This is a genomic window from Winogradskyella wichelsiae (assembly GCF_013403925.1).
In the GTDB taxonomy this organism is placed as follows: domain Bacteria; phylum Bacteroidota; class Bacteroidia; order Flavobacteriales; family Flavobacteriaceae; genus Winogradskyella; species Winogradskyella wichelsiae.
The window spans coordinates 306,134-322,620 of sequence record NZ_JABFDJ010000002.1 but is presented as its reverse complement, the minus strand read 5'-3'; the positions used below and the strand labels follow the sequence as shown (position 1 = coordinate 322,620).

Here is a 16,487-nt window from a genome sequence, read left to right as displayed (position 1 = left end):
CAGACTTGTCTGTCTATAATTGATAATTAAATAGAAATACAATGAAAGAATTTGAAAACAAAGTAGCCTTAGTAATTGGAGGAACAAGTGGTATTGGTAATGCAACAACAAATGCGTTGTTAGAAGGTGGTGCAACAGTACATGTTGTAGGAAGAAATACGGGTAAAATTGCCGATGCAACCAATTTAATTAAACACACAGCAAACATATCTAATACAACTGAAGTTGATGCATTAATAGCTAAGATAGAAGGTTTAGATAACTTAGATTATTTAGTAAATGCTTCAGGAATTTTTGGTCCTAAGCCTTTTTTAGATCATACTATGGAAGACTATAATTCGTATTTAGATTTAAATAGAGGCTTCTTTTTTATCACACAAAGTGCTGCTAAAAAAATGAAAGCCACTCAAGGTGGCTCTATTGTAAATGTTGGGTCAATGTGGGCAAAACAAGCTGTTAAAGCAACGCCTTCTACGGCTTATTCTATGCAAAAAGCAGGTTTACACTCGCTAACGCAACATTTGGCTATGGAATTAGCAGAAGATAACATTCGTGTAAATGCGGTATCTCCTGCTCTAGTAAACACGCCTGTTTATCATGGTGTTTTTGGTGGAGAACAAGCTGCTAAAGAAGCCTTGGTAGGCTTTAACGGTTTTCATCCAATAGGTCGTTTTGGAGAATCGGAAGATATTGCAAATAGTATTATCTTCTTGTTATCAGACAAGGCTGCTTGGGTAACAGGTGCCATTTGGGATACCGATGGTGGTGTTATGGCTGGTAGAAATTAAAAAACTAAAAATAATTATTGAGCCATAACCTTATCTCATTTTGGTTATGGCTTTTCTATTTTATAAGTCTTAAAATAATTTTGAGACTTAAATTTGAATTCAAACTATGAAAAATTTAGTTCTAACATTAAGTATTATTTTACTGTTTGTGTCTTGTAAAGAGAAGACAACAACAGAAACAGATCGTATATCAAAAACATCAACACCTATGAGTGAGATAAAAACAACAACATTAAAATATAAAACATTAAAGGTTAATGGCATTAACATTGCCTATAGGGAAGCTGGAAATGTGAATAATCCAACGATCGTTTTACTACATGGTTTTCCGGCATCATCGTATCAATATAGAAAAGTATTAGCGCAACTATCTAACGAGTTTCATTTAATTGCACCTGATTATCCTGGTTTTGGTAATAGTGATTTTCCAGATGCGGAAACGTTTACCTATACATTTGATAATATTGCAGTTACTATTGATTCATTTTTAGAACAAAAAGGGATTAATTCTTATGCGATAATGATTCAAGATTATGGTGCACCTATTGGTTTTAGATTAGCGACAGCACATCCTGAAAGGATTACAGCAATCATCAATCAAAACGGAAATGCTTATGAAGAAGGTTTAGGGGATGCTTGGGCTGGCATAAAAGCGCTATGGAAAAATAGAACAAAAGAAACCGAAGATGCTTTATTATCTGCATTTTCATTGGAGGGTTTAAAATGGCAATACACACATGGTGTTAGAGATATTGAAACCGTAGATCCGGATAGTTATAATTTAGATTTCTTAAGGTTGTCTCGACCAAATGCACATGCCGTAAATTTAGATTTGTTTTATGACTATCAGAATAACGTAAAATTATATCCAAAATGGCAAGACTATTTAAGAGATAATCAACCACCATTATTAATCGTTTGGGGGAAAAATGATGCTTTTTTTCCTGAAAGTGGTGCCGAAGCGTTTAAAAAAGATGTAAAAGACATTGATTATAACATTTACGATACGGGGCATTTTGCGCTAGAAGAAGAAGGTGAAGCTATTATTGAAAGCATTAGAAATTTCATGAGAAATCAGAATAAATAAACATCTAGAATGAAGCAATTTGCAATAATTTTATTGGTTTCACTAACTGTATTTAGCTGTCAGAGTAAATCAGAAGACACTAAAAAACAGTTCTTTTTACCACCAGCAACGACTTATAATTATGTAGAAATTGATAGTGTAAAACTGTTTTATAGAGAGGCAGGCGATAAAAGCAAACCAACAATTGTATTGCTTCATGGGTATCCTTCGTCTTCACATTCGTATAGAAATCTTATTCCTATGTTGGCGACGCATTATCATGTTATTGCACCAGACAATTTGGGTTCTGGCTACAGCACGCATTTAGACCCAGCAACAACGACATATACTTTTGAATTTTTAGCGGATTATACAGAGAAGCTAATCAATACGCTTCAAATTAAGAACTACGTAATGTACATGCAAGATTTTGGTGCTCCTGTGGGGTATCGAATGATGATGAAAAATCCAAAACGGATTGAAGCTTTAATTGTTCAAAACGCGAATGCATATCTAGATGGTTTAACGCCTAAGAGACACGATTTTTTTAGAACGGCACAAACGGATACTTCTCAAGTAAAGTATGATTTTTTATATAGCTTAACAGGTGAGGATGCCATAATAAATAAGCAGTATTTATTTGATTTAGACAGCACAAATATCAACATTCAAAGTCCAGATGCTTGGACACACGATTTGGTGTTTTTAAGGTCTAAGAAAGACAGAGAAATTCAAGTGCAGTTATTTCAGGATTACAATACCAATTTGATTCGGTATCCAAAATGGCAGAAGATGTTGAGAGAGACCCAACCAAAAACCCTAATAGCTTGGGGTAGAAAGGACTTGAAATTCAATTATAAAGGAGCGGAAGCTTATTTAAGAGATTTACCCAATGCAGAGTTACACTTGTTAGACGCAGGCCATTTTGCTGCAGAAGAAAAGACACGAAGTATTGCGAAACTTATTTTAAAATTTTTATCTAAGAATGAGATATGATAATGAGTTAAATAGTTGAGACCTATTTATATTAAAGGAAAAGGTTTGTAGTTATCCCAAATTTGCGCAAAGGATGGAAGTGGTATCCTTTTTTGTCATTAAAAACAAAAAAGATATAACGGACAGCCTTGTTTATGCGCCCAAAATAGCAAGCATCTAACTCTTCTATATCGCTATAATCAAAACATATACGGGCTTTGTAAGGTTTGCGGAATATTTTGACTAATTTTGTAATTCCATATAAACATGGAATAAAGAAAAGATAAGTACAATACATTTAAAAAATAAACATTATGGCATTAGAGATAACAGATGCAAATTTTGAAGAAACAGTATTAAAGAGTGATAAGCCTGTAGTAGTTGATTTTTGGGCAGCTTGGTGTGGACCATGTCGTATGGTTGGACCAATCATTGATGAGATTAGTACAGAATATGAAGGAAAAGCTATTGTAGGTAAAGTAGATGTGGATGCAAACCAAGAATTTGCAGCAAAATACGGTGTTCGAAATATACCAACAGTATTAGTTTTTCAAAATGGAGAAGTAGTAGGTCGCCAAGTTGGTGTTGCACCTAAAAATGCTTATTCAGACGCTATTGATGCACTTTTATAGTCTATACTTTAAAAGATATTAAAAAAGGTTTGCCATTTAGGCAAACCTTTTTTAGTTTGTACATGTTTTTTGTCTTGTACTTCGTGCAATTTAATTAGTGGTTATAATGGGATGAAAATTATAAAATCTTTTAATAGGAAGGGTTAAAATGGCTTATGGATTTACAAAAAGAACTAAATAAAGCAGGTGGGTTTAAAAATATAGAACTACTCGCTAAACAAGTCGTAGAAGGTTTTATTGCTGGGATGCATAAAAGTCCTTTTCATGGGTTTTCAGCAGAATTTGCAGAGCATAAAATTTATAATCAAGGTGAAAGTACTAAACATATTGATTGGAAACTCTATGCGAAAACAGATCGTTTATATACCAAACGTTATGATGAAGAGACAAATTTACGTTGTCATATTATACTAGATAATAGTACGTCTATGCACTACCCAGAAATACAAGGTACTGCGTCTATAAATAATCTTAATAAAATTGCATTTTCGGCATTAGCAGGTGCTTCATTAATGCATATTTTAAAAAAACAACGCGATGCTGTAGGTTTGAGTATTTACAGTGATAAGTATGATTTCTATTCACCAGAGAAGGGGAGTGAACGTCATCATCAAATGCTAATGCATAAGTTAAGTGAAGCGGTTACATCAAAACCAGAAACTAAAACGACTGAAACGTATCAGTATTTACACCAAATTGCAGAAAAGATTCATCGTAGATCGTTAATATTTGTGTTTACCGATATGTTTCAAACCTCAGAGGACGATGAAAAATTATTTGAGGCTTTGCGACATTTAAAACATAATAAACATGAAGTTGTGTTATTCCATGTTTTTGATAAAGAAAAAGAATTAATTTTTGATTTTGATAACAGACCCAAGCGTTTTATTGATATTGAGACAGGAGATTATATTAATTTGTACGCCGATAACATAAAAAATAATTATAAAAAGGCTGTTAATGAATATTTTAATAATTTAAAATTAAGGTGCGGACAATATCGAATTAAGTACGTTGAAGCTGATGTTAAGGCGGGTTTTAATAGTGTTTTGACAACCTATATGATAGAGCGACAAAAATTTATTTAAAGTTTTTTTGTTTTTTTCTTGTGGAATTGAAAAAGGGTTGTATATTTGCACTCGCAATTAAGCAACGGTCTGGTAGTTCAGCTGGTTAGAATGTCGCCCTGTCACGGCGAAGGTCGCGGGTTCGAGTCCCGTCCAGACCGCTAAAATTGTAAAACTAAAGCTTCAAGAAATTGAGGCTTTTTTTGAGCAAGATTCCCAACGATAAGGGATTAAGATGTTGTGTTGTTCTAGGAGATATCCTAGAGTAGTTGTAAGAGTCCTAATGATATTAGGGACTTACCGATGAAAGGCTTTCCTTTTTTCTTATTAAGAAGATTGGGATGCTTTTTTGTTTTATGGCGATATTATAATAGAATTTAAGTGACCTTGTTGAATAATATTTGGGGGCTTATAATTGCTATTAATCAAAAAAAAGAGTTACGAGAAATCGTGACTCTTTTTTTTGGTTTAAATGAGGGGTGTTGCTTATTTAAATATTTTTTATTAATTATTTCATAATAAAACAATTAAAGTTTTGAACAACTTATAAACATATCATTTGTTTTTTATCGCTTAAAAATACTTTTTATCGATGATTATCTTGTTTTATTCGTTTTAAAGAATATATTTGTGTTCTTAATGAGATTGTCAAACAGCGTATTAGAGTGATTTTTAATCTGTTTTTTATTGGTGTTTGTTGACCTGGAAACATTTCCCGTTTTTAGTTTTAGGTTCTTCCTGAGATAAGTTAATGATCCATTTCTCTCATACAGAGTTTTGCATATTGCGGTGCATATTAATATTAAATAATTTTAATCCTAAAATAAATACTTATGAAAATCCTAAAAATTACATTAGCTTTAGTTGCAGTCTTATTATTAACAGTTTCAGTTGTAAAAACGGACAGTATTATAAACAATGGAGATGCATCAACTTATAAAGAATATAGTCCTAAGGATATGTTGGCTATGGACAAAAAGAAATTGAAATTACAAACACAAGAATAATATTAAATCACATAAAAATAAAAGCTCTTGTATAACTATAAGAGCTTTTATTTTTATGTGATTTCTAATTTTAGTCTATTTTTGAGATAAATCAAAAAACTTTGTTAAAGCGTATATTTTTTGTGGTTTTTATTATTCAGATGGCATCTGATGTAGTTTATGCCCAAAGTAAAGTTGTAGATTCTGTCAATGCGTTAATATTGAAGTCTAAGGATGCTAAATACTCATTAAATGAACGATTTAAATATGCAAGTGCTGCATCAAAATTAGCGAAGAAGAGTAAAATAGACTCTATGGTTTTAAAAGCAAATAGGAGTTTGTCTACCCAATACTTTTATTTAGAGGAATATAACAAGTATATAAGTTTAAACAGAGCCAATTTAGACTTAGCAAAAACACTCAAGGATTCTTCAGCGGTAGCAGTAGCAGGTTCTAATCTTGGATCGTACTATAGATATACGCAACAGAACGATAGTTCCTATTTTTTTTATTCTAAAGCACTAAAATTTTATAACAGTAAAGAGGTCTCAGAAAAAAAAGCTAATGCGCTTTTTTATTCAGCAGATCTTCAGCAAATGGCAAAAGTTTATACAGCAGCGGAAGATGATGCCGTAAAAGCTCTTGCAATTTTAAATAGATTACCAGAAACAGAATATCGCTTAGATATGTACTGGAGTTTATATAACTTATTAGCTATTAATTCTAATGAGTTACAAAATTATAGTAAAGCTATAGAGTATTATAATGAATCGATTAAGTATGCGAAAATGATGCAAAATGGATTTATTAATGAAATTTACTCTATCAATAACAAAGCAAATGTTTATCGCGAAATAGGAAAATACAAAGAAGCAATTGGTTTGTATGAGAGTCTTTTGCCTTTAAAATCAAAATACGAAGACGAAGATCCTACGTTCTATGCGTTACTCCTTAATCATATCAATAAATCTAAATTTGAATCTGATAAATATGATTTTAAGGAACTTGAAAGTGATTATAAAAAAGCCTATAAAATTGTTGAAGGTTTAGACGATGAAATAACGTTAATGTACTTGTCATTAGACTTATCTGAGTTTTACTTGAAAAACAAGTATAAAGATTCGGTTGTGAAATACGGTGAGAGTGCCTTATATATATCAAAAAAGGTCGGCTCAAATCAAACTAGGTTAAAAGCTTTACTGAACGTGTCTAAAGCTGTTGATGGTTATAATTCTAGATCCTTGTTGTTGGAACATATCCAACTCTCAGATAGTCTTAGAACAGAAGATAGAAAAGTTAGAAATAAATTTGCCAGAATAAAATTTGATACAGAGCAGATCGAAGCTGAAAATGAGCAAATCTCTAAAGAAAACCTCTATTTACTTATGTTGTCAATGGGGCTTTTGTTGACGATTATACTTGTCTACATTGTTATTTCTCAACGTGCTAAAAACAGAAAACTATACTTAATTCAGTTGCAACAAAAAGCAAATGAAGATATCTATAATTTAATGTTAGGACAGCAAGATAAAGTTGATGAAGCGAGAGCTAAAGAAAAATTAAGAGTTTCTAAAGAATTGCATGATGGTGTTTTAGGAGCCCTTTTTGGTGTACGGCTAAGCTTAGATAGTATTAACTTTAAAGAAGGAAAAGAAGTGATGTTAGCTCGCGCTAAATATATTAGTAAACTTCAGATTATAGAGCAAGATATTAGAAAAATTTCTCACGAGTTAAATATAGATTTTGTTTCTGGATCTGGTTTTTTTAATATTGTTTCAGAACTCATCGAAACTCAAACCACAGCATATAGTTTAGATTACAAATTTAATTTCACCGATGATATAGATTGGGATAATGTTTCTAATAAGATTAAAATAAACATTTATAGAATCATTCAAGAGTCTATGCAAAATATCTACAAACATGCAAATGCAAAATTGATACAAATTAGTATTTCATTAGAAAAAGGCTTAATTTGCTTAAGTGTTATTGATAATGGAGAAGGCTTTGATACATCAAAAAGTAAGAAAGGTATTGGATTAAAAAATATGAGTTCTCGTGTAGAAGATATTGATGGTCGAATTACTTTTACTTCTCAATCAGGAAATGGCACAACAGTTAAAGTAAAAATTCCTTATTTAAATTAATTAAACATGGAGCACATCAAGATTTTAATGGTAGATGATCACCCAATTATTATTGAGGGTTACCAAAATGTATTGATGGCAACAAAAAAAGACGACCAGACGCTATATATAGATACGGCTAACAATTGTGATACTGCTGTTGCAATGATAGAGAAAGCTTCTAAAAAGTATCCATATAATATATGTTTTTTTGATATTAGTTTACCAGGATCGGATGATGGTAAATATGCATCTGGTGAAGATTTAGCTTTATTGGCTAAACGTATAATGCCTCGGGCTAAGATTGTTGTTCTAACGATGTTTAATGAAACTTATAGAATTCATAATATTATTAAAGAGATCAATCCAGATGGGTTTCTTATTAAAAGTGATTTAACTTCTATGGAGTTAGCCGATGGGTTTCAACAAATTTTAAAATCGCCACCATACTACAGTAGTACAGTAAATAGTTATATAAAGAAGACTATTTCTAGTGATATCTATGTGGATGATATTAATAGAAAAATTTTACACTTATTATCTCAAGGTGTCAAAACGAAAAGTTTAAATGAATATATTGATATTTCAACTAGTGCCATTGAAAAACGTAAAAAACAGCTTAAAATTTTATTTGCTATTGCAGATGGAAAAGATGAATCTTTGCTAAAAGAAGCTCGTGAAAAGGGGTATTTGTAAATAAAGAGAAATAAATGCAGCTTTTTACAGTTAGAAATATGCCTGAATATCCTATCAAATAAGGAAAGTACGGTTTTTCCACAGTAAGTTTACGGTTTTTCCGCAGCAAAATGTAAAAGGTGTTATTTATCTTTGTAACATCAGCAAAAGTTAATTAATCCCTTATTAAATTATTGTTGAATTAATAGCAAGAAAAAATAGCCTAGTTACATCTAATGTAATTAGGCTTTTTCTATTAAACTTGTTCAGTACCAATTGGCATTATGCTCTAATAATTTTGCAATAAAAAAGCCAAAGTAAATTATAGCAACGATAAATTTTAAAAAGGTAGAAGCTATAAAACCTAAAAACGATCCAAATGCTGCCTTTAAAGCTTTATTAAAATCATTTTTGTTCATCATTTCACCAATAAGTGCCCCAAAAAATGGACCTATGATTATACCAAATGGAATAGGGGTAATTAAGCCTATTATTAAACCCAATATGGTTCCAATCATTCCAGCTTTGCTTCCTCCAAAACGTTTGGTCCCTATGGCAGGTATTATATAATCTAGTACATATACAATAACAGCAACAACTAGAGTGATTATTAAAAAAGTCTGACTCATTTCTACACCTTTTGTAAAATGAAGGACTAATAAACCTGCCCAACTCGTCAATGGACCAGGTATTACGGGTAGAAAACTACCTAAGATTCCAATAATCATTAATAAAAAAGCAATGATGACTAAAAATAGTTCCATAAAATTAAGTTCAATTTATTTATAAGACGCTGTAAACAAGTATGTGTTACAATTATTAACTATAAAATTAGTTCAAACTAAATAATTAGTTATATTTGTAATGAGTTTAAACTAAAAACTTAGTTCTATGAAGCAGTTAACAAAAGCAGAAGAAGAGATTATGCAAGCCTTATGGTTGCTTAAAAAAGCGAATGTAAAATCGGTTATAGAAACTTTGCCAGAACCAAAACCTGCTTATAATACTGTTTCTACCATAATTAGAATCTTAGAATCTAAAGGTTTTGTAAGCTATGAGAAAAAAGGAAAAGGGCATGTGTATTTTCCTGTTGTGGCTAAAGAATCTTACAGTAATCAATCCATTAATAAATTAGTCGATAATTATTTTCAAGGTTCATTTAAAAGTATGGTGTCTTTCTTTGTTCAGAAAAATGATGTGGATATAAAAGATATAGAAGTCTTATTAGATGAAATTAATAAAAAGAACTAATTATGCTTTATACAATACTTCAAATTATTGCATTTCAAGCTTTGTTTTTATTGGTTTACGATTTGTTTTTAAAACGAGAAACCTTCTTTAATTATAATAGAGCGTATTTAATGTTGACTTCCGTTTTGTCACTCATTTTGCCTTTTGTAAAGTTCCCGACATTGAAAAAACTGGCCACTAAAGATATGGTAATTCATTTACCCGAAGTTTTTATAGGGGCTAAAACACCAACGGCTTATGATATTCAAATAGCAGAACAAGTTGGTATCATTTTAGAGCAACCAAAAACCCCAATTTGGCAAATTGTAGCACTTTTTGGAATTGGAATTGCAACACTCATTTTTCTTATTAAAATCACCAAATTATACTGGGTGAAATATAAAAACCCAAAGCGTTGGAAAGGCAATGTGCTTATTGTTAACTTAATAAAGAGTAGTGCAGCTTATTCATTTTTCAATACTATATTTTTAGGAGAACATATTTCTGAAAGTGAAAAATCTACCATTTACGAACATGAAATGGTGCATATTAAAGAACTACACTCTTTAGATTTATTATTTTTTGAATTGCTACGCATCATATTTTGGTTTAATCCACTAGTATATATCTACCAAAATAGAATTAAAGAATTACACGAATATATTGCTGATGCCAAAGCTGTAAAACAAAGCGGGAAATCGGAATATTATAAAAGTTTACTCAATCAGGTTTTAGATGTTAATCAGGTGTCTTTTACCAATGCATTTTTCAATACATCATTAATCAAAAAACGAATCGTTATGTTACAAAAAACAAAATCAAAACAGCTTCATCTTATTAAGTATGCCTTATTAATTCCTATGGTATTTGGAATGTTAATTTATACCTCTACTGAAGTTAGAGCGCAGGAGAAAACAACGGAACAAGTTGTTGACCAAGAATTGACTGAAGCAGAGTTGGTGAAAAAGTATTATGATGAATTTGGAGCAATGAAAAAAAATGGCTCTAGCTTTTTTGAAATTTCAGATTATGCAGGATTTAGTAAGGGTAAGACAATCAAATATTTAATGTCAAAAAAAGAGTTTTTGAAAATGAAAGCATTTTTGATTTATCTTTCAGAAGATGATATTAGAAACAAATATGAAGGGGGTACTTTAACTCAGGTTGATATTGATGGATCAAAATTTATGAGTATGGATAAATTCAAAACTTATGAAGAATTTAAAGCTTTTAAAAACACAAAAGAACAAAAAGAACGTTGGGAGTTATATGGACAAGAAGGAGTTTTAAAATTATTTGTTGAAGATGTTGCGGATAAAACAAAAGAAGAAACTAAACGCTATAATGCTTATTTGAAGCAATTAGAAAACGATGATTCATTTAATAAATTAGTGGTTACAGATGGTAGGTCAACTTTAGTGTTAGATTCTTATATTTCACAAGAGGGAGAAGAGGTAATTAAGTACGAAATAGCAGAAGTCCCATTTTCAGTAGTCGATGAAAGCCCAACAACTGTAGATTGTGAAGATTTAGAAAGAAATGAAGATCGAAAAAACTGTTTTAATAATTTTGTGAATAAGCACATTGCTAAAAACTTTAATACAAGTATAGGTGATAGTCTAAGTCAAGGGAGAAAACGTGTTTTTGTTCAGTTTAAAATTGATACCAATGGGACTGTTAAACATATTGTTGCTAGAGGTCCAAGTCCAGAATTAGAGGAAGAAGCCAAACGTGTTTTAGAAATGTTACCTCAGTTTATTCCTGGAAAACAAAAAGGGAAATTGGTTGTAGTGCCTTTTTCTGTGCCCATTGTTTTTCAAATTCATGATTCTAAAAAAGACTAATTACTGCTTATGAAATTAATTTTAGGGTTCTTGTGTTGTGTTTTTGTGATCCATTTAAATGCTCAAAATATAAAAGCGGAAGCAGATCATCTTTATGTGAATGGTAATTTTTCCAAAGCCATTGAGACCTATAAATCTCTTAAAAATTTAGATGTTGTTTATGATGATATAGCTAAGGCTTATATTGCTATTGGTAACTATGATGAAGCCTTAGATTATTATGATAAAGCTGTGACAGCTAATGAAGATAATCTCTTAATAAAGTATGAATTTGCAAAACTTTTAGCACATACTAAAAAGTATGAAAAAGCCAATTTGTTATTCACTAATTTAATTACTTCAGACAGTTTAAACCCTAATTATCACTACGAGTTGGGTATTGTTCTAGAAAAGCAAAAAGACACCTCGGCTTTAGAGCAATTTATGGATGCTTATAAACTAGATGAAACGCATCAAAAAGCTATTTTTAAAATTGCGAAACATCATTTAATAAAACGGAACTTTATAGAAGCTCATGGTTATATAGATCGGGGTTTAAAAAGTTATAAAAACAATGTGAAACTGATAAGTTTAAAAGCACAAGCTTATTATCATCAAGAATATTATACACATGCTATTGTGTGGTTTCAGAAATTGCTTGATTTAGGTGAAGAATCTGAATTTATTTATGAAAAATTGAGTCTGTCTTTTGCGCAAAATTCGGATTATATAGAAGCTATTAATTTCCGAAAAAAAGCTTTAAAATATAGTCCGAATGATGCCAATGCGATGTTTGTAATTGCTGGTTATTATGAAAAATTAAACAATTTTGAAAATGCAGAAGAATTTATGACTCAATCTTTATTATTAAAAGATCTTCCGCTTTCAGATGAATATCAACGATTAGGCACAATTTTAAATCGTCAGAAAAAGTACGAAGCAGCCATTAAAACATTTCAAAAATCTTTAAAAGAAGATCCTTCTAATATGGTTACGGAATTCTACCTGTTAAGAACCAAAGACGAATACTACGCTGATATTGATGCAAAAATTAGAGCGTATGAGAAGTTTGTAGAAAAGCATAAAGAAAATCCGTTCGTTAGGTTTTCAGAATCTAGATTAAAAGAATTAAAGCAAGAAAAGTTTTTAGCTGAAAATTAATATTGTAATTATGAAGTAGAAGGTGTCTTCATAGTTGATTTTAAATGCGTTGTGGTCTATGCGGTTTATTCTAGAAAATATTTGTACTTTTCGGTGTTAGAACTGTATTAATGAAACAAATTGTTTGTCTTTTACTCTTATTTTTCACAATGATCTCTTGTGATTATTTCGACAAGAAGAAAGTCTATACCGAAGATTTGCTAGAGGAAGAATTGCAAACCTTTAATTGGAATGAGGTTGATGCTTACCCAACATTTACAAGTTGCGATTCTATGTCTGCAAAAGAAGATCGTAAAATCTGTTTTCAAAATACTTTAATTACCAATGTTAATCAATATTTAGCGCATCAAAATCTTGTTGTATCTAAAGATGTTAGCGATACTATAGTACTTAAAATAATTATAGATTATAATGGTAAATTAGAAGTAGAATCGATAGCTATAAAACCTGAGACGGTTAGTGAAATCCCTGAAATTGATAGTTTATTACGTCAGAGTTTAAAAACTATTCCAAAAATTTATCCAGCAATAAAAAGAGGTCAACAAGTGACTACGGCTTTTGAGTTTCCTGTTAATGTAAATATTAATTAAGTTTACTTTTTAAAGTTCCTGCCTTTCCATTCATAAGTTTTAAAGAAAGATAAAAAGGCAACACTCACATTAAAAATGGGATATAGTATAATAGAAAATAGATAAGAAAGTAATAAGTTTTCTTGCCTAAAAAAACGTGTTGTTTTAAATAGTAATAAAAAGTCGATACTAAATTTTATAACTAATAAAGCGATTATTGTTTGTGATGATGAATAGTTGAAAATAAGCGAAATAATTAATCCTAAAAAAACAAGATTACCAAGTAAGACAATCAATCCAACTAATTTTGAAAACCAAAAATTATAACGACTAGCTTTAGAGGCCCAACGGATACGTTGATGCACTAGGTTTTTAAGATTTTCAGCCGGATTTGTAGTTACTATAGCTGTTTTTGCTTTTAAATAACTTACTTTTTTTGAGTCGTGTTTAATAAATTTTTCAAGTAGAAACATATCGTCACCACTCGCAATTCCATCATTACCTTCAAAACCTTTAACGGATTTAAATTCCGATTTTTTATAAGCGAAATTCGCACCATTACACATAAAGGCCTTATCAATACCAAAACCACCAATTGTAGCACCTTGTAAACTCAAAAAATCTAAAGTTTGAAAACGATTTAAAAACGAATTCTCACCGTGATAAGTTACAGGGGCAACAATACAATTTGGTTTTTCGGTTTGAATACTTTCATCGAAAGTATCGAGCCAATATTGTGGTAAAACACAATCAGCATCCGTTGTAACAATCCAATTATAATTAGAAACTTTAATCGCTGAGGTTATAGCATCTTTTTTAGGGGAATTTGATGTTCGTTCGTTTTTAATAATCCTAATATTATCAATGGTAGAATTTGAAGCTAGAATTTTTTCAATAATTAACACCGATTCATCATTAGAGTCATCATTTACCAAAATAATTTCAAATAATGATTTAGGATAATTCAGGTTTGAAATAGAGGTTAATAAATCGGGAAGATTCTCAGCCTCATTTCTAAAAGGAATAACAACAGAGAATTTAGTTTTAGATTCTAAATTTTGAAGTTTAAAATCTTTTACTTTATCAAAGCCGTAAGTCAATAACCCTATAATAATAAGATAAGTTATCGTAATAAATATGGCGATTAATAGCAGCATTATTCTACTGGTTTAGGGAGCTTAAAATTAATAACAAAGTAACTTCCTGAAATACTTGGTAGTACAAAATTGAATAACCACATAAGTGTTGTGATGGTTAAAATTGTAAGTTCATTTACATTTAAGAAACTAAATAAAAAGACAGCTATACTACCTTTTATTACAAAGTCGAAAATAGAAATGGCTGGTATTATTGAAGCTAATAAGTACATGCTTGTAATTACAGTCATGGCTTCAAAATAGCTAATTTCAATCCTAAAAACAATCAATAAATAATAAAATTGAGATGAAAATAAAATATATCTAAGTAGCGAGTATAAAATATTTGTTAGATGTGTTTTTAAGCTAATCGATTTTAAGAAAATAATAACAGAGCGGAAAGAAAATCCTTTAATTTTAAAATGGTTCTGCTTTGTTAAAAAAAGTAAAAGTAAACCAATCAATAATACAATCACACTATATTGTAAGACTGTATAATAATTGATTTTTATTGAATACCGATTGATAAAAAACAATAAGCCAATACAACCTAATAGTGTTGTTATGATCATTTGTGCTAAATTCCCAAGAAGGTTTAATAGTACAATTTTTGTTCTAAACGGTTTTGTGTAGTACATCGCTTTTGCACCATATTCGCCAATTCGGTTTGGAGTAATTAACGATGCTGTGAGTCCACCTAAACTTTGTTCGGTAGCTTGGTGTATAGAAATTGGTTTTATTGACTTTACAAGGTTTTTCCATTTTAGAATTTCAAAAAACCAATTAAAAAAGCTTAAAAGAATTAAAAAAGTGATGGTTTTGAATGAAAATGATTCGTATTTGTCTAAAAAAGTAATAAATGCACTAAATTGTAAGTTTTTGTTTTCAGTCAGTTTAATGTAGATAAAATAAAAAGCAGCAACTACAATACTCAATTTAAAGAGTAAAAGCAATAATTGCTTAGTTTTGTAGTGTTTAATGAGATTCATATTGCAAATAAAATCAAAAACTTACAGATGCAACACGCTTTTAAAAAATACATTTTCTTTTTTGGTATTGTTTTTATAACATTCAGTAGTCAGGCACAATATGGCAACACGGCTAAATGGAAAGCTCTTTTTGCAGTTGGCCTCAACTATCCTACAACAGATGGTTTTGTAAATGGGTCTTATGCCAAATCGGTGAATTTTCCAACTGTAAATTTAGGAATTCAACATATGCTTACTAATCGCTATGGTGTAAAATTAGATTACGGATTTAATCGTTTTAAAAACTCGAGTGATACACCAGATTTTAAGATTAACTACTCTAGGATCAACGCACAATTTGTATTTGACCCAACGGAATATATTGGGTTTGTGCCCATGCGCATGCGTACTATTTTGCATGCAGGTCCTGGTATAAGTTTTGTGAAGCCATTAGGAACTTTAGGAGATAATAAGCAGACCTATGCTAATCTTTTAGGTGGTTTAGAGTTGCATTATGCTATTAACGAAAAAGTTTCTGTTTACACCGATGTTGCTTATATCTATGGCTTAACATCTTTAGATGATTATAATCCGGCCTCAACAGGTCTAGGTGCTTTTAACGGTAGTGTTTTTAACCTTACCTTTGGCTTGGCGGTTTCTTTAGATGGCTGCCGATACTGTAACTAAAGCATGAGTAAAGAAAAAATTATTTTAGGAATTGATCCTGGGACTACAATTATGGGTTTTGGACTCATAAAAGTTGTGGGTAAAAAAATGGAGTTTTTACAATTAAATGAGCTCATGCTTAAAAAGTATGACGATCATTATTTAAAACTCAAGCTTATTTTTGAGCGTACCGTAGAACTCATAGATACATATCATCCAGATGAAATAGCGATTGAAGCCCCTTTCTTTGGGAAAAATGTACAAAGTATGTTGAAGTTAGGAAGGGCACAAGGTGTGGCTATGGCTGCAGGTTTGTCACGCGAAGTTTCTATTACGGAGTACGCCCCAAAAAAGATTAAAATGGCAATTACTGGAAACGGAAATGCAAGTAAGGAGCAAGTGGCTAAAATGTTGCAAAGTATGCTGGGTTTAAAAACCATACCTAAAAATCTAGATTCAATGGATGGATTAGCAGCTGCGGTTTGTCATTTTTATAATGAAGGACGTGTAGAAGTTGGTAAAAGTTATTCTGGTTGGGGTGCTTTTGTAAAACAGAATGAAGATCGTGTAAAGAAATAACCGTTTGTTATTACTGCGAAGGCAAGAATCTTCAAGTTAA

The 16,487-nt window shown here is 30.9% G+C and carries 17 protein-coding genes and 1 tRNA gene; 15 read left to right on the top strand and 3 right to left on the bottom strand.

Going from position 1 to position 16,487, the window contains the following annotated elements; translation table 11 throughout:
• Positions 1–41 precede the first annotated feature (41 nt).
• From HM985_RS05035 to HM985_RS04995, 9 genes are all read left to right on the top strand, one after another.
• Positions 42–788, top strand: coding sequence for an SDR family NAD(P)-dependent oxidoreductase (locus tag HM985_RS05035; RefSeq protein WP_179375202.1), 747 nt, complete (start codon positions 42–44; stop codon positions 786–788).
• 106 nt (positions 789–894) lie between these two features.
• Positions 895–1,875, top strand: a complete 981-nt coding sequence (locus HM985_RS05030) for an alpha/beta fold hydrolase (RefSeq protein WP_179375201.1) — start codon at positions 895–897, stop codon at positions 1,873–1,875.
• A 9-nt stretch (positions 1,876–1,884) separates the two neighbouring features.
• Positions 1,885–2,850 (top strand): alpha/beta fold hydrolase, encoded by a 966-nt coding sequence (locus tag HM985_RS05025; RefSeq protein ID WP_179375200.1) that lies wholly within the window; start codon positions 1,885–1,887, stop codon positions 2,848–2,850.
• 293 nt (positions 2,851–3,143) lie between these two features.
• Complete coding sequence (gene trxA, locus HM985_RS05020; RefSeq protein WP_179375199.1) at positions 3,144–3,461, top strand: thioredoxin; 318 nt, start codon at positions 3,144–3,146, stop codon at positions 3,459–3,461.
• Between the two features lie 155 nt (positions 3,462–3,616).
• Positions 3,617–4,549: a DUF58 domain-containing protein gene (locus tag HM985_RS05015; RefSeq protein ID WP_179375198.1), complete on the top strand. Its 933-nt coding sequence runs from the start codon at positions 3,617–3,619 to the stop codon at positions 4,547–4,549.
• A gap of 66 nt (positions 4,550–4,615) precedes the next feature.
• Positions 4,616–4,689: transfer RNA gene (locus HM985_RS05010), tRNA-Asp, on the top strand.
• Positions 4,690–5,361: 672 nt separating this feature from the next.
• On the top strand, positions 5,362–5,535 hold the full coding sequence (locus tag HM985_RS05005) for a hypothetical protein (RefSeq protein ID WP_179375197.1): 174 nt from the start codon (positions 5,362–5,364) through the stop codon (positions 5,533–5,535).
• Between the two features lie 101 nt (positions 5,536–5,636).
• Positions 5,637–7,661 carry a tetratricopeptide repeat-containing sensor histidine kinase gene (locus tag HM985_RS05000; RefSeq protein WP_179375196.1) on the top strand — a complete coding sequence of 675 codons (2,025 nt, stop codon included), beginning with the start codon at positions 5,637–5,639 and terminating at the stop codon, positions 7,659–7,661.
• A gap of 6 nt (positions 7,662–7,667) precedes the next feature.
• Positions 7,668–8,336 carry a response regulator gene (locus HM985_RS04995; RefSeq protein WP_179375195.1) on the top strand — a complete coding sequence of 223 codons (669 nt, stop codon included), beginning with the start codon at positions 7,668–7,670 and terminating at the stop codon, positions 8,334–8,336.
• A gap of 245 nt (positions 8,337–8,581) precedes the next feature.
• On the opposite strand, the gene HM985_RS04990 is transcribed toward HM985_RS04995, so the two are convergent.
• A complete protein-coding gene (locus HM985_RS04990; RefSeq protein ID WP_179375194.1) occupies positions 8,582–9,079 on the bottom strand; it encodes a DUF456 domain-containing protein in 498 nt (165 codons plus the stop codon).
• A gap of 127 nt (positions 9,080–9,206) precedes the next feature.
• Between HM985_RS04990 and HM985_RS04985 the strand changes: the two genes are divergently transcribed.
• From HM985_RS04985 to HM985_RS04970, 4 genes are all read left to right on the top strand, one after another.
• Complete coding sequence (locus HM985_RS04985) at positions 9,207–9,566, top strand: BlaI/MecI/CopY family transcriptional regulator (RefSeq protein ID WP_173586282.1); 360 nt, start codon at positions 9,207–9,209, stop codon at positions 9,564–9,566.
• Between the two features lie 2 nt (positions 9,567–9,568).
• Entirely contained in the window at positions 9,569–11,389 is a 1,821-nt protein-coding gene (locus HM985_RS04980) for a M56 family metallopeptidase (protein WP_179375193.1), read from the top strand.
• Positions 11,390–11,398: 9 nt separating this feature from the next.
• Positions 11,399–12,529 (top strand): tetratricopeptide repeat protein, encoded by a 1,131-nt coding sequence (locus HM985_RS04975; RefSeq protein ID WP_179375192.1) that lies wholly within the window; start codon positions 11,399–11,401, stop codon positions 12,527–12,529.
• A 110-nt stretch (positions 12,530–12,639) separates the two neighbouring features.
• Positions 12,640–13,119, top strand: a complete 480-nt coding sequence (locus HM985_RS04970) for a hypothetical protein (RefSeq protein ID WP_173586285.1) — start codon at positions 12,640–12,642, stop codon at positions 13,117–13,119.
• Positions 13,120–13,121: 2 nt separating this feature from the next.
• On the opposite strand, the gene HM985_RS04965 is transcribed toward HM985_RS04970, so the two are convergent.
• Both HM985_RS04965 and HM985_RS04960 read right to left on the bottom strand, forming a co-directional pair.
• Positions 13,122–14,255, bottom strand: a complete 1,134-nt coding sequence (locus HM985_RS04965; protein ID WP_179375191.1) for a glycosyltransferase family 2 protein — start codon at positions 14,253–14,255, stop codon at positions 13,122–13,124.
• Positions 14,255–15,223 (bottom strand): lysylphosphatidylglycerol synthase domain-containing protein, encoded by a 969-nt coding sequence (locus tag HM985_RS04960; RefSeq protein WP_179375190.1) that lies wholly within the window; start codon positions 15,221–15,223, stop codon positions 14,255–14,257. Before HM985_RS04960 ends, HM985_RS04965 begins: the two co-directional genes overlap by 1 nt.
• 27 nt (positions 15,224–15,250) lie before the next feature.
• Here HM985_RS04960 and HM985_RS04955 point away from each other — a divergent pair, with 27 nt between their 5' ends.
• Together HM985_RS04955 and ruvC are read left to right on the top strand one after the other, a co-directional pair.
• Positions 15,251–15,889, top strand: a complete 639-nt coding sequence (locus HM985_RS04955; RefSeq protein ID WP_173586288.1) for a cell envelope biogenesis protein OmpA — start codon at positions 15,251–15,253, stop codon at positions 15,887–15,889.
• 3 nt (positions 15,890–15,892) lie between these two features.
• Entirely contained in the window at positions 15,893–16,447 is a 555-nt protein-coding gene (ruvC, locus tag HM985_RS04950) for a crossover junction endodeoxyribonuclease RuvC (RefSeq protein WP_173586289.1), read from the top strand.
• Positions 16,448–16,487 lie beyond the last annotated feature (40 nt).

Excerpts from the sequence above, each read along its gene's own strand:
- HM985_RS05035 (WP_179375202.1), top strand. The coding sequence starts at position 42 with ATGAAAGAATTTGAAAACAAAGTAGCCTTAGTAATTGGAGGAACAAGT.
- HM985_RS05030 (WP_179375201.1), top strand. The coding sequence starts at position 895 with ATGAAAAATTTAGTTCTAACATTAAGTATTATTTTACTGTTTGTGTCT.
- HM985_RS05025 (WP_179375200.1), top strand. The coding sequence starts at position 1,885 with ATGAAGCAATTTGCAATAATTTTATTGGTTTCACTAACTGTATTTAGC.
- trxA (WP_179375199.1), top strand. The coding sequence starts at position 3,144 with ATGGCATTAGAGATAACAGATGCAAATTTTGAAGAAACAGTATTAAAG.
- HM985_RS05015 (WP_179375198.1), top strand. The coding sequence starts at position 3,617 with ATGGATTTACAAAAAGAACTAAATAAAGCAGGTGGGTTTAAAAATATA.
- HM985_RS05005 (WP_179375197.1), top strand. The coding sequence starts at position 5,362 with ATGAAAATCCTAAAAATTACATTAGCTTTAGTTGCAGTCTTATTATTA.
- HM985_RS04995 (WP_179375195.1), top strand. The coding sequence starts at position 7,668 with ATGGAGCACATCAAGATTTTAATGGTAGATGATCACCCAATTATTATT.
- HM985_RS04990 (WP_179375194.1), bottom strand. The coding sequence starts at position 9,079 with ATGGAACTATTTTTAGTCATCATTGCTTTTTTATTAATGATTATTGGA.
- HM985_RS04985 (WP_173586282.1), top strand. The coding sequence starts at position 9,207 with ATGAAGCAGTTAACAAAAGCAGAAGAAGAGATTATGCAAGCCTTATGG.
- HM985_RS04980 (WP_179375193.1), top strand. The coding sequence starts at position 9,569 with ATGCTTTATACAATACTTCAAATTATTGCATTTCAAGCTTTGTTTTTA.
- HM985_RS04975 (WP_179375192.1), top strand. The coding sequence starts at position 11,399 with ATGAAATTAATTTTAGGGTTCTTGTGTTGTGTTTTTGTGATCCATTTA.
- HM985_RS04970 (WP_173586285.1), top strand. The coding sequence starts at position 12,640 with ATGAAACAAATTGTTTGTCTTTTACTCTTATTTTTCACAATGATCTCT.
- HM985_RS04965 (WP_179375191.1), bottom strand. The coding sequence starts at position 14,255 with ATGCTGCTATTAATCGCCATATTTATTACGATAACTTATCTTATTATT.
- HM985_RS04960 (WP_179375190.1), bottom strand. The coding sequence starts at position 15,223 with ATGAATCTCATTAAACACTACAAAACTAAGCAATTATTGCTTTTACTC.
- HM985_RS04955 (WP_173586288.1), top strand. The coding sequence starts at position 15,251 with ATGCAACACGCTTTTAAAAAATACATTTTCTTTTTTGGTATTGTTTTT.
- ruvC (WP_173586289.1), top strand. The coding sequence starts at position 15,893 with ATGAGTAAAGAAAAAATTATTTTAGGAATTGATCCTGGGACTACAATT.